The following is a 14,884-nucleotide window of genomic DNA, read 5'->3' on the forward strand; positions in this document are numbered from 1 at the left end:
GTGTGGGCGATCCGAATTCGGGTCGGCATCGTCGTCATCACGCCATCCGAGCCATCAGCGTGCAGGCCACGACCAGCAGCGTGCCGCCGAACATGGACAGCGCGTACGTGCGGACGAACCCGGTCTGTACCCGGCGCACCCGCGCCGAGGTGCCGCCGACGAAGGCCGCGAGGCCGCCGACGAATCCGTCCACGCCCTTGTTGTCGAACCACACGAGCAGGCGGGTCAGATACTGCCCGGGCCGCATGACCAGGCCCTCGTTGATCGCGTCCTGGTACAGGTCGCGGCGGGCCGCCACGGTGACCGGGCTCGCCGCCGGCGCCACCGAGGGCACCTCGCGGCGGGCGTACTGGAGGTAGGCGACCGCCGTGCCGAGGGCGACCATCGCGATCGCCATGCCGGTCACCGCCCACTCGCTCATCGGCAGGTCGCCGTGCGAGAACCCGGTGACGGGGGTCAGCCACTTCACGAACGAGTCGTTCAGCGCGAACAGGCCGCCGGCGAACACCGATCCGAAGGCGAGCAGGATCATCGGACCGGTCATCGAGACCGGCGACTCGTGCGGGTGCGGCTCGTGCCAGTCGGCCGGCGCGCCCGCGGGCGCCTCCTTCCAGCGTTCCTTGCCGAAGAAGGTCATCAGCATCACGCGCGTCATGTAGTACGCGGTGAGCCCGGCCGCCAGCAGGGTGACCGCGCCCAGGATCCAGCCGGAGGTGCCGCCCTTGGCGAACGCCGCCTCGATGATCTTGTCCTTGGAGAAGAACCCGGACAGCAGCGGGAATCCGATGATCGCCAGATAGCCCAGGCCGAAGGTGACGAAGGTGATCGGCATGTACGTGCGCAGGCCGCCGTAGCGGCGCATGTCCACCTCGTCGTTCATGCCGTGCATGACCGAGCCCGCGCCGAGGAACAGCCCGGCCTTGAAGAAGCCGTGCGTGACCAGGTGCATGATCGCGAACGCGTAGCCGATCGGTCCCAGACCGGCGGCCAGGATCATGTAGCCGATCTGGCTCATCGTGGAGGCGGCCAGCGCCTTCTTGATGTCGTCCTTGGCGCAACCCACGATCGCCCCGAACAGCACGGTGATCGCGCCGACGATGGTGACCGCGAGCTGGGCATCGGGCGAGGCGTTGAAGATCTCCGCCGAGCGGGTGATCAGGTACACGCCGGCGGTGACCATGGTCGCCGCGTGGATCAGCGCGGAGACCGGGGTCGGACCCTCCATCGCGTCGCCGAGCCAGGCCTGGAGCGGGAATTGCGCCGACTTGCCGCAGGCGGCGAGCAGCAGCATCAGGCCGATCGCGGTCATCGTGCCGTCGCTCGCGGTCGCGCTGCCGCCGAGCACGTCCGCGAAGGAGAAGGTGCCGAACGTGGTGAACATCAGGAAGATCGCCACGGCCAGACCGAAGTCGCCGACGCGGTTCATGATGAACGCCTTCTTGGCGGCGGTCGCGGCGCTCGGCTTGTGCTGCCAGAACCCGATCAGCAGGTAGGAGGCAAGCCCGACGCCCTCCCAACCGACGTACAGCAGCAGGTAGTTGTTCGCCAGCACCAGCAGCAGCATCGCCGCGACGAACAGGTTCAGGTAGGCGAAGAAGCGCCGACGGTTCTCGTCGTGCGCCATGTAGCCGATCGAGTAGATGTGGATCAGCGAGCCCACACCGGTGATCAGCAGCACGAACACCATGGACAACTGGTCCAGGTGCAGACCGATGTCGGCCTGGAACTCGTTGACCGGCGCCCAGGTCCACAGGTGCTGGTCCACCGAGCGGCCGGTGCCGGACTTGTCGAGCATGGTCACGAACATCACTACGCCGACCACGAACGACCCGAGGGCGAGCGCGGTGGCGAGGATGTGTCCGAAGGGGTTGGTCCGCTTGCCGCCGATCAGCAGCAACACCGCGCCGAGCAACGGCAGTCCGACGACCAGCCACAGCGCCGAGAAGGCACCGGAGGCGGCCGTGGAGTGCAGCCCGCCGCCGCCCTCGTTGGCGAGCAGGGCGCCGGAGGCCAGGGAGGAGGTTTCGATCACCGGTTCCGACCTACCACTTCATGAGGCTGGCGTCGTCGACCGAGGCCGAACGGCGGCTGCGGAAGATGGCGATGATGATGGACAGTCCGACCACGACCTCGCAGGCGGCGACGACCATCGTGAAGAACGCGATGATCTGGCCGTCGAGGTTGTCGTGCATGCGGCCGAATGTCACGAACGCGAGGTTGCAGGCGTTCAGCATCAGTTCGACGCACATGAACACGACGATCGCGTTGCGCCGGAGCAGCACCCCGGCCGCGCCGATGGTGAACAACAGCGCGGACAGATACAGGTAGTTCACCGGGTTCACGAGCGACCCTCCTTCGAACCGGCGCCGGCGCCGACCTCGTCGCCCGAGCCCGGGTCGGGGTCCTCGTGCTCCTGGCGGGCGGTGGGCACCGGCGCGGACGCGGGTGCGTCCGACTCGTCCGGCCATGCCTCGTCGTCATCGTCGGCGCCCGCGCTCTCCAACGCGGCCACGCTGTGCACCGCCTCGGCGCTGACGTCGCGGATCTGACCGCGCGCCCGCAGTGTGCCGTTGATCGACAACTCCGAGACGCTGCCGTCGGGGAGCAGCGCGGGTACGTCCACCGCGTTGTGCCGGGCGTACACCCCGGGCGTGGGCAGCGGGGCGACCTGCTTGTTGTCCCGCACCCGCTCCTCGGACAACTCGCGCTGCGTCTTGCGCGGCACCAGGCGCTCGCGGTGCGCGAGCACCATCGCGCCGACCGCCGCGGTGATCAGCAGCGCGCTGGTCATCTCGAAGGCCCAGATGTACTTGGTGAAGATCTGGTGTGCCAGGCCCTGCACGTTGCCCTGGGAGACCGCGCGCAGCGCCTCGTCGTCGGTCTCCGCCGGGTATACCGGGCGGCTGCCCGCCGACTTGGTCGCCAGCGCGGTGAAGTGGGTGATCGAGGCGTTGGCGATGGCCGCCGTCAGCAGGATGCCGAAGCCCAGGCCGAGCCCGGCGGCGGCGATCCGCTGACCCTTGAGGGTCTCCTTGAGCGAGTCCACCGAGGAGACGCCGACCAGCATCAGCACGAACAGGAACAACATCATGATCGCGCCGGTGTAGACCACGATCTGCACGATGCCCAGGAACACCGCGCCCTGGGCCAGGTAGAAGATCGCCAGGCACATCATCGTGGTGACCAGCGCGAGCGCGCTGTGCACCGCCTTCTTCATGAAGACGGTCGCCAGGGCGCCGATCAGCGCGACGGCCGCGAGCACCCAGAACTGCAGCGCCTCGCCGGTGGAGGTCTTGGTGACCTCGGCCGCGAAGTCCATTCCGGGGCTCATCGGCCCGCCTCCGTCCCCTGCGCGCCCGCCTCGGCCGGCTCCCCGGGCCGCCCCTGGGTCACCGTGCCGGGTGCGGCTCCGGTGATCTTGCCCAGGTAGTAGTCGGTGTCGGTGGTGCCCGGGTACATCTCGTGCGGCGCGGGAACCATGCCCTCGTACAGCGGCGCGAGCAGCTGTTCCTTGGTGAAGATCAGGCTCGCCCGGCTGGTGTCGGCCAGCTCGAACTCGTTGGTCATGGTGAGCGCCCGGGTCGGGCAGGCCTCGATGCACAGACCGCAGAAGATGCAGCGCAGGTAGTTGATCTGGTAGTTGCGGCCGTACCGCTCACCGGGCGAGAAACGTTCCTCGTCGGTGTTGTCGGCACCCTCCACGAAGATCGCGTCGGCGGGACACGCCCACGCGCACAGTTCGCAGCCGATGCACTTCTCCAGGCCGTCGGCGTACCGGTTGAGCTGGTGCCGGCCGTGGAATCGCGGTGCGGTGACCTTCTTCTCGTACGGGTAGTACTCGGTGTTCGCCTTCTTGAACATCGTCGCGAAGGTGACACCGAACCCCGCGACCGGTCCGAGGAACTTGGGCACGGGTCTATGCCTCTCCTTCAGTGCGGTCGGCCGGGAGCTCCGCCGCCGGCGCGCCGACCGGCTCCGGTCTGCGCACGTTGCGGCGCGGCACCGGCGGGAGTTGCTGGCCCGGCATGGGCGGTACGGGGAACCCGCCCGCCATCGGGTCGAACGTTTCGGGGCCGGCGGCCTTCGCAGCGGCCTCCTCGGCCTCCGCGTCCTTGTTCGGGGTGACCGCGTCCCACAGGATCGACAGCAGGAGCAGCGCGACCACGCCGCCCGCGACCCACAACACGATCCGGGACTGCTCGTAGCCCTCGTTCTTGAGCGCGCGCACGGTGGCGACCAGCATCAGCCACACCAGCGAGAGCGGGATCAGCACCTTCCAGCCGATCTTCATGAACTGGTCGTAGCGGAACCGGGGCAGCGTGCCGCGCAGCCAGATGAAGACGAAGATGAACGCCTGGACCTTGAGGAAGTACCACAGGAACGGCCACCAGCCGGAGTTGGCGCCGTCCCACACCGCGGTGATCGGCCAGGGGGCCAGGTAGCCGCCGAGGAACAGGGTGGTCGCCAGCGAGCTGACCACGACCATGTTCACGTACTCGGCGAGGAAGAACAGCGCGAACTTCAGCGACGAGTATTCGGTGTGGAAGCCGCCGACCAGCTCGCCCTCGGCCTCGGGCAGGTCGAACGGCGCCCGGTTGGTCTCGCCGATCATCGCGACCACGTAGATGATGAACGAGACCGGCAGCAGGATCGCGTACCAGGTGTCCTGCTGCGCGGCGACGATCTCCGAGGTGGACATCGAGCCGGAGTAGAGGAACACCGCCGCGAAGGACAGGCCCATCGCGATCTCGTAGGAGATCATCTGGGCCGAGCTGCGCAGCCCGCCGAGCAGCGGGTAGGTCGAGCCGGAGGACCAGCCCGCGAGCACGATGCCGTAGATGCCCACGGACGCGACCGCGAGGATGTAGAGGACCGCGACCGGCAGGTCGGTCAGTTGCAGGTGGGTGCGGTGCCCGAAGATGGAGACCTCGGGGCCGAAGGGGATCACCGCGAACGCCATGAACGCCGGGACCATCGCCACGATCGGGGCGATGATGTAGACGGCCTTGTCGGCGCCCTTGACGGTGATGTCCTCCTTGAGCGCGAGCTTCACGCCGTCCGCGAGGGACTGGAGCAGGCCCTGCGGGCCGGTGTACTTGGGCCCGATGCGCATCTGCATCCAGGCCACGACCTTGCGTTCCCACCAGATCGCGAACAGCGTCATGACGACGCAGAACGCGAAGATGAGCACCGCCTTGAGCAGGATCAGCCACCAGACGTCGGTACCGAACCCGACCGCGGCGAGCTGCATGCCGCTGTCCGTCACCGCTCCTCCTCATGAACGTGTGCGGTCCGACCGTTGAGGCCGGTGTTGTCGGGCGGGCCCTGCGCGGACGCGAGGTCGAGCACCGCCGGGCGGATCCGGACCACCTCGCCGGGGGCGACCCGCAGTGCGCGACGCACCGGGGAGCCGGGCGAGTTCGCGGGCAGGAACACCACGCGCTCGGTCATGTCGGTGATGCGCAGCGGCAACGTGACCTCCCCGTGCAACGAGGTCACGGTGACGCCGCCGCCGTCCTCGGCGCCGATCTCGGCGGCCGTGGACGCGCAGAGCCGGACCACCGGCGCGCGCCGGGTGCCCGCCAGATGGGGTTCGCCGTCCTGGCCGCGCCCCTCGTCCAGGAGCAGGCGCCAGGAGGCGAGTACGGCCTCGCCCGCGCCGGGGCGCGGGAGTTCGCGGGCGCGGCCCTCGGGGGCCGGGCCGCGCTCGCCGGTCCACCGGCCGAGGCGGCGCAGCTCGCGCCGGGCGGCGGTGAGCGAGGGCAGCTCGATCGGGGTGCCCTCGCACTGTTCGGCCATCGCCTCGGCGATCGCGTCCAGCACCCGCAGGTCGGACATGACCGCGGCCAGGTCGCCGCCGAGTTGGTCCTTCTTCAGGACGGTGGCGAACGGGCGTTCGCGGCCCTCCCAGTCGACGAAGGTGCCGGGCTTCTCGGCGGCGGCGGCGACGGGGAAGACCACGTCGGCGCGTTCGGTGACCGCGCTGTGCCGCAGTTCGAGGCTGACCACGAAGCGGGCCGCGTCCAGGGCGGCCAGCGCGGCGGTCGGGTCGGGCAGGTCGTCCACCTCGACGCCGCCGACCACGAGGGCGGCCAGGCGCTGTTCGCGGACGGCGGTCAGGATCGCGGTGGTGTCCAGGCCGTAGCCGGCGGGCAGGGCGGCGACCCCCCAGGCGGCGGCCACCTCGGCGCGGGCCTCGGGGTGCTCGATCGGCCGGCCGCCCGGCAGCAGGTTGTACAGCGCGCCCGCGTCCGCCGCGCCGCGCTCGCCCGCGCGCCGGGGCACCCAGGCGAGTCGGGCGCCGGTGCGCGCGGCCAGCGCGCTCGCCGCGGCGAGGGCGCCCGGCACGCCGGCGAGGCGTTCGCCGAGCAGCACCACCGCGCCCGGCTTGCGCAACACCTCGGCCGCGCCGCGGGCCGGTTCGCCGGCGACCTCAGGGTCGGCGAGGGCGGAAAGCCATTCGGTCTCGGTGCCGGGGGCGGCCCGCAGCAGCGTGCCGCCCATCCGGGTCAGCCCGGAGGAGGCGAACGGCGCGACGCCGTATACCTTCAGACCCTTGCGGGAGGCCTTGCGCAGCCGCAGGAAGACGATCGGCGACTCGTCCTCGGGTTCGAAGCCGACCAGGAGTACGCCGGGGGCCTTCTCCAGGTCGGCGTAGGTGACCCCGAGCCCGGTGCCGGCCACCCGCTGGGCCAGGAACTCGGCCTCCTCGGCGGAGTGTTCGCGGGCGCGGAAGTCGATGTCGTTGCTGTCGAGCGCGACCCGGGCGAACTTGCCGTACGCGTAGGCGTCTTCGAGGGTTGCCCGGCCGCCGACCAGGACCCCGGCGCTGCCCCGCGCGGCGGCCAGCCCGCGCGCGGCCACGCCCAGTGCCTCGGACCAGGACGCGGGAACCAGTTCGCCACTCTCCTCGTCCCGGATCAATGGGGAGGTGAGCCGGTCCTGACGGGTGGCGTAGCGGAACGCGAAGCGGCCCTTGTCGCAGTTCCATTCCTCGTTGACCTCGGGCTCGTCGCCCGCGAGTCGGCGCAGCACCTTGCCCCGGCGGTGGTCGGCGCGCAGCGAGCACCCGGACGCGCAGTGCTCGCACGTGGTCGGCGAGGACACCAGGTCGAACGGCCGGGCGCGGAAGCGGTACGCGGCCGAGGTGAGGGCGCCGACCGGGCAGATCTGGATGGTGTTGCCGGAGAAGTAGGACTCGAAGGGTTGCTTCTCGTAGATGCCGACCTGTTGGAGCGCGCCGCGTTCGATCAGCGCGATGAACGGGTCGCCCGCGACCTGCTCGGAGAAGCGGGTGCAGCGGGCGCAGAGCACACAGCGCTCGCGGTCGAGCAGCACCTCGGAGGAGATCCGCAGCGGCTTGGGGAAGGTGCGCTTGACCTCGGTGAAGCGGGAGGTCGCCCGGCCGGCGCCCATCGCCTGGTTCTGGAGCGGGCATTCGCCGCCCTTGTCGCAGACGGGGCAGTCCAGGGGGTGGTTGATCAGCAGCAGTTCCATCACCCCGTCCTGCGACTTCTTCGCGACCGGGGAGGTGAGCTGGGTGCGGACGACCATGCCGTCGGTGACGGTGGTGGTGCAGGACGCGAGCGGTTTGCGCTGGCCCTCGACGTCGACCAGGCACTGCCGGCAGGCGCCGACCGGGTCGAGCAGCGGGTGGTCGCAGAACCTGGGGATCTGGATGCCGATCAGCTCGGCGGCCCGGATCACCAGGGTGCCCTTGGGCACCGAGACGTCGATCCCGTCCACCGAGATGGTGACGAGGTCCTCCGGCTTGGGGGCCGGCGGCCCACCCGCGGGGGTGTTGGTCGTGACTGTCATGTCAGCTGTGCGCTCCTGCCCCGGTGGAAGCGGGGGCCGTCGTCGCCCACGCGGTGGATGCCGCGGTGTCGAACGGACAGCCGCCGTGCTCGAAGTGCGCGAGGTATTCGTCGCGGAAGTACTTGAGCGAGGACTGGATCGGGCTCGCCGCGCCGTCGCCGAGGGCGCAGAAGGACTTGCCGAGGATGTTGTCGGCGACGTCGAGCAACGTCTCCAGGTCCTCCTCGGTGCCCTCGCCGTGCTCCAGGCGGGTGAGCAGTTGGGTGAGCCAGTAGGTGCCTTCGCGGCACGGGGTGCACTTGCCGCAGGACTCGTGCTCGTAGAACTCGGTCCAGCGCAGCACCGCGCGCACCACGCACACGGTCTCGTCGAAGATCTGCAGCGCCTTGGTGCCGAGCATGGAGCCGGCCGCGCCGACGCCCTCGTAGTCGAGCGGCACGTCCAGGTGCTCGTCGGTGAACATCGGCGTGGACGAGCCGCCGGGCGTCCAGAACTTGATCCGGTGTCCGGCTCGCACCCCGCCCGCCAGGTCCAGGAGTTGGCGCAGCGTGACACCGAGCGGGGCCTCGTACTGGCCGGGTCGGGTGACGTGTCCGGACAGCGAGTACAGCGTGAACCCGGGCGACTTCTCCGAGCCCATCGAGCGGAACCACTCGACGCCCTTGTTCAGGATCGGCGGCACCGAGGCGATCGACTCGACGTTGTTCACGCAGGTGGGCGACGCGTACAGGCCGGCCACGGCGGGGAACGGCGGGCGCAGTCGGGGCTGGCCCCGGCGGCCCTCCAGCGAGTCGAGCAGCGCGGTCTCCTCGCCGCAGATGTACGCGCCGGCGCCCGCGTGCACGGTGAGTTCGAGGTCGAAGCCCGAGCCGAGCACGTTCTTGCCGAGATAGCCGGCCGCGTACGCCTCGCGGACCGCGGCGTGCAGCCGGCGAAGCACCGGGACGACCTCGCCGCGGACGTAGATGAAGGCGTGCCCGGAGCGGATCGCGTAGGACGCGATGATCACGCCCTCGATCAGCACGTGCGGGTTGGCGTACATGAGCGGGATGTCCTTGCAGGTTCCCGGCTCGGATTCGTCCGCGTTGACCACGAGGTAGTGCGGCTTGCCGTCGTTTTGCGGGATGAAGCCCCACTTCATGCCGGTGGGGAAGCCCGCGCCGCCGCGACCGCGCAGACCGGAGTCCTTGACGGTCTGGATCACCTCGTCGGGGTGCATGGCCAGCGCCTTGCGCAGGCCCTCGTAGCCGCCGCCGCGCCGGTAGGTATCCAGCGTCCACGGCCGGTGCTCGTCCCAGTTCGCGGAGAGCACGGGGGTGAGGAGGGAGGTCTCGGTCACGGCGCCTGGTCCCCGTCCTGGTCGGGCGCGTTCCCGGCGGGAGGCGCGGGGTGGGCCGGGTCGGACTCGGCGGTGCGCGCCGGGGCGTCGTGCGAACTCGGGGCGGGCGGTGTCTCGTTCGCGCCGCCCTGGGTCGCGCTGCGGGAGCCGGGCACGGTCGCGGTCGTGGATCGGGGCGCGTCGTCGGTGTGCGTGCCGTTGGCGATCCGCAGGCCCACCAGGCTGGCCGCGCCGCCGGCGCCGCCCTCGTCCACCGCGCCGGGGCGCTCGTCGGGGAAGCCGGCCAGGATCCGCGAGGTGTCGCGGAAGGTGCACAGTCGGGCGCCGCGGGTGGGTACCGCGTCCTTGCCGGCGCGCAGGTCGTCGACGAGTTCCCTGGCCGACTGCGGGGTCGCGTCGTCGAAGAACTCCCAGTTGACCATCACCACGGGCGCGTAGTCGCAGGCCGCGTTGCATTCGATGTGCTCCAGGGTGACCACACCGTCGGCGGTGGTCTCCTTGTTGCCGATGCCGAGGTGGTCCTTCAGGCTCGCGAAGATCTCGTCGCCGCCCATCACCGCGCACAGCGTGTTGGTACACACGCCGACGTGGAAGTCGCCGCCCTGGCGCCGCCGGTACATCGTGTAGAAGGTGGCGACGGCGGAGACCTCGGCGGTGGTCAGGCCGAGGATGTCGGCGCAGAACTCGATGCCGGTGCCGGTGACGTAGCCCTCTTCGGCCTGCACCAGGTGCAGCAGCGGCAGCAGCGCCGAACGGGACTGCGGGTAGCGGCCGATCACCTCCTTCGCGTCCACCTCCAGACGCGCGCGCACCTCGGGCGGGTACGGCGGAGCCGGCTTCGCCGGGGGCATCGGCATGCCCAGGTCCGTACTCATCGGTCGACACCTCCCATGACGGGGTCGATCCCCGCCACTGCCACGATCACGTCCGCCACCTGGCCGCCCTCGCACATCGCGGCCATGGCCTGCAGGTTGTTGAAGGAGGGGTCGCGGAAGTGCACGCGGTAGGGGCGGGTGCCGCCGTCGCTGACCGCGTGGACCCCCAGTTCGCCCCGGGGTGATTCGATCGCGCTGTAGACCTGGCCGGGCGGCACCCGGAAGCCCTCGGTCACCAGCTTGAAGTGGTGGATGAGGGATTCCATCGAGGTGCCCATGATGTTCTTGATGTGCGCCGGCGAGTTGCCCAACCCGTCGGTGCCCAGGGCCAATTGCGCGGGCCAGGCGATCTTCTTGTCGGCCACCATCACCGGTCCGGGGGCCAGCCGGTCCAGGCACTGCTCGACGATCCGCAGCGACTGCTTCATCTCCTCGATGCGGATCAGGTATCGGCCCCAGGAGTCGCAGGAGTCGGCGGTGGCGACGTCGAACTCGTAGTTCTCGTAGCCGCAGTACGGCTGCGTCTTGCGCAGGTCGTGCGGCAGGCCGGTGGAGCGCAGCACCGGGCCGGTCAGCCCGAGGGCCATGCAGCCGGCCAGGTCGAGGTAGCCGATGCCCTGGGTGCGGCCCTTGAAGATGGCGTTGTCGTTGAGCAGCAGTTCGTACTCGTGGATCCGGCCGGGGAGGATGTTGACCAGCTCGCGGATCTTGTCCACGGCGCCGGGCGGCAGGTCCTGGGCCAGGCCGCCGGGGCGGATGTAGGCGTGGTTCATCCGGAGCCCGGTGATCATCTCGAAGACGTCGAGGATCAGTTCGCGGTCGCGGAACCCGAAGGTCATCACGGTGAGCGCGCCGATCTCCATGCCGCCGGTGGCCAGGCAGACCATGTGCGAGGAGATGCGGTTGAGCTCCATCAGCAGGACCCGGATCACCTGCGCGCGTTCGGGCACCTGGTCGGTGATGCCGAGCAGCTTCTCCACCGCGAGGCAGTAGGCCGTCTCGTTGTGCAGCGGCATCAGGTAGTCCATGCGCGTCACGAAGGTGACGCCCTGGGTCCAGGTGCGGAACTCCAGGTTCTTCTCGATCCCGGTGTGCAGGTAGCCGATCCCGCAGCGGGCCTCGGTGACGCTTTCCCCGTCGATCTCCAGGATCAGCCGCAACACGCCGTGTGTGGACGGGTGTTGCGGGCCCATGTTGACGACGATGCGCTCTTCGGCGTCCGCCGCGGCCTGGACCACTTCGTCCCAGTCGGAGCCGGTGACCGTGTAGACCCGGCCCTCGGTGGTCTCCCGCGCGTATGCGGCGGATGGGGGTGTCGTTGTCTGATCGGACATCAGTTGTACGACCTCCGCTGGTCGGGCGGCGGGATCTGGGCGCCCTTGTACTCGACGGGCACGCCGCCGAGCGGGTAGTCCTTCCGCTGCGGGTGGCCGGGCCAGTCGTCCGGCATGAGGATGCGCGTGAGCGCGGGGTGGCCGTCGAAGATCAGGCCGAAGAAGTCGTAGGTCTCGCGCTCGTGCCAGTCGAGCGCGGGATACACGCTCACCAGGGACGGTACGTGCGGGTCCGCGTCGGGGGCCGAGACCTCCAGCCGCAGCGCCCGATTGTGGGTGATCGAGCGCAGGTGGTAGACCGCGTGCAGCTCGCGGCCGGCCTCCTGGGGGTAGTGGGTGCCGGACACGCCGGTGCACAGCTCGAAGCGCAGCGCCGGGTCGTTGCGCAGGGTCAGCGCGACCCGGGGCAACGACTCGCGGCGCACGTGGAAGGTGATCTCGCCGCGGTCGACCACGACCTTCTCGATCGCCTGGTCGAACTCGATGCCGGCCTCCGCGAGGGCGCCGGAGAGTTCGTCGGCGACGAGGTCGAACTCGCCCTCGCCGTCCGCGGTTCCGCGCGGGCCGCCGTAGGGGCGGGCGGCGGGGCCGGGAAAGGCGACGGTACGGACGAGCTTGCCGTAGCCGGAGGTGTCGCCGGAGCCGGCGGCGCCGAACATGCCGCGCCGGACCTCGACGGTCTCGCCGATGGGCTCGCCGTGGGTGTCGCGGGGGGTGGGGAGCTGGGCCTTCTCCTCGGGGGTGCTCATCGGGCGGCCCCGTCCTGGGTGTGGTTCGCGGGGGTGTGGCCGGTGTGGTTGTGACCGGCGTGCGCGTGACCGGTGTGCGCGTGGCCGACCGGGATGCCGGGGTCGAGTTCGTGGGCGCCGCGGCGGGCGCTCGCGGGGAGCATCTCGATGGTGGGCAGCGCCTTCATGGCGGCCTGTTCGGCGGCGCGGGCGGCCTTCTCGCGGTTGACGCCCAGCGGCATCGCCTGGATCTCCTCGCGGAGCTTGATGATCGCGTCCATCAGCATCTCGGGCCGGGGCGGACAGCCGGGGAGGTAGATGTCCACCGGCACCACGTGGTCGACGCCCTGGACGATCGCGTAGTTGTTGAACATGCCGCCCGACGAGGCACAAACGCCCATCGACAACACCCACTTGGGGTTGGGCATCTGGTCGTAGATCTGCCGCAGGACCGGCGCCATCTTCTGGCTGACCCGCCCGGCGACGATCATCAGGTCGGCCTGGCGCGGCGAGGCCCGGAAGACCTCCATGCCGAAGCGGGCCAGGTCGTAGCGGCCGGCGCCGGTCGCCATCATCTCGATCGCGCAGCACGCGAGTCCGAACGTGGCCGGCCAGAACGATCCCTTGCGGAAGTAGCCGGCCAGCCCTTCCACGGTGCTCAACAGGAAGCCGCTGGGCAGCTTCTCCTCGATACCCACGCGGATGCCCTCTCTCCGTCAGTCGTTGGGGGAAGCCTGGGCTTGGCTGATCGGGCCCTCGGTGTGTGTACGTGCCATGTCGTCGCTCAGTCCCACTCCAGGCCGCCGCGCCGCCAGAGGTAGGCGTAGGCGACGAAGACCGCGGCCACGAACAGGACCATCTCGACGAGACCGAACATCCCCAGCGAGTCGAAGTAGACGGCCCACGGGTAGAGGAAGACGATCTCGATGTCGAAGACGATGAAGAGCATCGCCGTCAGGTAGTACTTGACCGGGAATCGCCCGCCGCCGACCGGCTGCGGGGTCGGCTCGATGCCACATTCGTAGGCCTCGAGCTTGGCCCGGTTGTAGCGCTTGGGCCCGGTGAGCGCCCCCATCACGAGGGAGACCAGTCCGAAGGCCAGGGCAATGCCCCCGAGCACGAGGATCGGCGCGTACAGGTTCACCGCGCTCCCATCTCCCTTCTCAGTCCCCCGAAGCCACGCATGTGACCGGGTTCACAAGCTGCCGGAACGGCGCCCATCCTAGGCCCCTTCCGATGTGATCTGCGACACGGGTAGAGAATGATCATGGTGTGATCTTCACCACCTGATGATCGATCAGAAACGGTTGCGTGCAGGCAAAAATCACACAGGGTGAGAAATAGGGGAGCCTAAACGGTTCGCCACTCACGGACGATGTTGATCATGGGAATCGCCTATACCACCCGTTCACAAGCTCATCAAATTTGGCTGATGATGATCGGTTGTGATAATCGATCCGCCTGGTTGGCGCCCCACGGTCACCGAGCGCAACCGGGGGAGGTGGCACGAAGACGACACCGAACGCCGTCGCGGCGGGTTCGTGAACCAACGGACACAGGTTCGCTGCGGTCGGGATGGGGGTCTTGACGGGGGCGGGGGGCGGAGGTCCGGGCGGGTTGGGTGGATTGGGTCGGTCGGGTCGGTCGGGTCGGTCGGGTCGGGTTGAGTTCGCCTGGGAGCTCCCCGAGTGGGTTTGGTGTTTCCGGCGAGCCTCGCGCTTCAGCTGCGGAGCGCCGGTGCGGGGCTGGTCCGGGTCGTGGGGTGGGCCGCTGCCGGTGTGGGCTTCGGGGTGTGGGCTTGTGTCGGGGCGGGGGCCCGGGTCGGGGTGAAAAGCGACCTGCGGCGGGTGGCGGGGTGGGGGGTCGGGTTGGGTTCCGCCGGGCTTGCGTTGTCGGGTGGGTCGGGTTTGTTTCGGCGTGCGTTGCGCTTGGGGTTGCGGGCGGCCGGTGCGGGCCTGGTCCGGCACGCGGGGTGGGCCGCCGGGCGGTGCGGGGCTTCGGGGTGCGGGCTTGCGTCGGGGCGGGGGCCCGGGTCGGGGTGAAAAGCGACCTGCGGCGGGTGGCGGGGTGGGGGGTCGGGTTGGGTTCCGCCGGGCTTGCGTTCCCGACTGGGTCGGGTTCGTTTCGGCGTGCGTTGCGCTTGGGGTCGCGGCCGGCGGGGTGGGGGCTCGGGTTGGGTTCGCCGGGTGTGCGTTCCCGGGTGGGTCGGGTGGGGCGTTTCGAGGTGCGGTGGGCGTGTGTGGGGGGGCGGGAGTTCACGAAACCGGACGGCGTGGGGTGTCGTGGCCTCGGTGTGCGAGAAAACCGCAGGTCAGTGCGAAGCGGGAGCGTTCGAGGTGTCTCGGGATCCGGTTTGGCCCCTCACCGGGCACTCTCGGTCTCCCGGACGGCCTCCGCGAGGTCTCAGCACCCGAAGTCGACTGCCATCGAGCGGTTCAGTCTCTGCGGCGGTGTCGAGGGGGCCGGAGCGCACGAACCCGGCACCCGACGCCCGACCCTCCTCCCCACCACCACGAAACCGCAGGTCACCGAAGCTCGAAGCCCGCAACCACCCATCGCGATCCGGTTTCGAACCCTGAGGTGCCCTTGATCTTCCGGACAGCGACCCGCGTAGGGTTGTAGGGAACCGGAAAGAGAAAGCACGTGCCGAAGAGATATACGCAGCAGTTCAAGGACGAAGCCGTTCGCCTGGTGTTGGACGGCCCCCGTCCGATCATCCAGGTCGCGCGCGAGCTGGGTGTCAACGACACCACGCTCGGGAACTGGGTCGCGCAATACCGCAGGTCCGTC

12 protein-coding genes and 1 pseudogene are annotated in these 14,884 nt (G+C 69.9%); 1 reads left to right on the plus strand and 12 read right to left on the minus strand.

Translation table 11 applies throughout. The annotated features are described in order from the left end of the window. Positions 1–37: 37 nt before the first annotated feature. The 12 genes and pseudogenes from nuoL to ACFXKZ_RS33830 form a co-directional block, all read right to left on the minus strand. Positions 38–1,936, minus strand: coding sequence for an NADH-quinone oxidoreductase subunit L (gene nuoL / locus ACFXKZ_RS33775; RefSeq protein ID WP_380005600.1), 1,899 nt, complete (start codon positions 1,934–1,936; stop codon positions 38–40). A 106-nt stretch (positions 1,937–2,042) separates the two neighbouring features. Next, entirely contained in the window at positions 2,043–2,342 is a 300-nt protein-coding gene (nuoK, locus tag ACFXKZ_RS33780; RefSeq protein WP_020549317.1) for an NADH-quinone oxidoreductase subunit NuoK, read from the minus strand. Further along, positions 2,339–3,331 (minus strand): NADH-quinone oxidoreductase subunit J, encoded by a 993-nt coding sequence (locus ACFXKZ_RS33785; RefSeq protein ID WP_380005561.1) that lies wholly within the window; start codon positions 3,329–3,331, stop codon positions 2,339–2,341. The genes nuoK and ACFXKZ_RS33785 overlap by 4 nt, the downstream gene beginning before the upstream one ends. After that, positions 3,328–3,912: an NADH-quinone oxidoreductase subunit NuoI gene (nuoI, locus tag ACFXKZ_RS33790; RefSeq protein WP_380005563.1), complete on the minus strand. Its 585-nt coding sequence runs from the start codon at positions 3,910–3,912 to the stop codon at positions 3,328–3,330. The genes ACFXKZ_RS33785 and nuoI overlap by 4 nt, the downstream gene beginning before the upstream one ends. Positions 3,913–3,916: 4 nt before the next feature. Continuing rightward, a complete protein-coding gene (gene nuoH, locus ACFXKZ_RS33795) occupies positions 3,917–5,251 on the minus strand; it encodes an NADH-quinone oxidoreductase subunit NuoH (RefSeq protein ID WP_380005602.1) in 1,335 nt (444 codons plus the stop codon). An 11-nt stretch (positions 5,252–5,262) separates the two neighbouring features. Continuing rightward, a complete protein-coding gene (locus ACFXKZ_RS33800) occupies positions 5,263–7,818 on the minus strand; it encodes an NADH-quinone oxidoreductase subunit G (protein WP_380005565.1) in 2,556 nt (851 codons plus the stop codon). Position 7,819: 1 nt separating this feature from the next. Next, positions 7,820–9,157, minus strand: coding sequence for an NADH-quinone oxidoreductase subunit NuoF (gene nuoF, locus ACFXKZ_RS33805; RefSeq protein WP_380005567.1), 1,338 nt, complete (start codon positions 9,155–9,157; stop codon positions 7,820–7,822). Further along, positions 9,154–10,032, minus strand: a complete 879-nt coding sequence (gene nuoE, locus ACFXKZ_RS33810; RefSeq protein ID WP_380005569.1) for an NADH-quinone oxidoreductase subunit NuoE — start codon at positions 10,030–10,032, stop codon at positions 9,154–9,156. Before nuoE ends, nuoF begins: the two co-directional genes overlap by 4 nt. Next, on the minus strand, positions 10,029–11,366 hold the full coding sequence (locus ACFXKZ_RS33815; protein ID WP_380005571.1) for an NADH-quinone oxidoreductase subunit D: 1,338 nt from the start codon (positions 11,364–11,366) through the stop codon (positions 10,029–10,031). Before ACFXKZ_RS33815 ends, nuoE begins: the two co-directional genes overlap by 4 nt. After that, the gene (locus tag ACFXKZ_RS33820) at positions 11,366–12,115 is read right to left on the minus strand and encodes an NADH-quinone oxidoreductase subunit C (RefSeq protein ID WP_380005573.1); all 750 of its coding nucleotides are present in this window, start codon (positions 12,113–12,115) and stop codon (positions 11,366–11,368) included. Before ACFXKZ_RS33820 ends, ACFXKZ_RS33815 begins: the two co-directional genes overlap by 1 nt. Positions 12,116–12,255: 140 nt before the next feature. After that, positions 12,256–12,792: pseudogene (locus ACFXKZ_RS33825) on the minus strand (NuoB/complex I 20 kDa subunit family protein); the annotation flags it as partial. Positions 12,793–12,878: 86 nt separating this feature from the next. Further along, positions 12,879–13,238, minus strand: a complete 360-nt coding sequence (locus ACFXKZ_RS33830; RefSeq protein WP_360308554.1) for an NADH-quinone oxidoreductase subunit A — start codon at positions 13,236–13,238, stop codon at positions 12,879–12,881. A 1,499-nt stretch (positions 13,239–14,737) separates the two neighbouring features. Here ACFXKZ_RS33830 and ACFXKZ_RS33835 point away from each other — a divergent pair. Further along, positions 14,738–14,884, plus strand: a 147-nt coding sequence (locus ACFXKZ_RS33835) for a transposase (RefSeq protein WP_380005604.1), incomplete at its 3' end; no start/stop codon positions are given.

It is taken from the genome of Embleya sp. NPDC059237 (assembly GCF_042754105.1).
GTDB lineage: Bacteria > Actinomycetota > Actinomycetes > Streptomycetales > Streptomycetaceae > Embleya.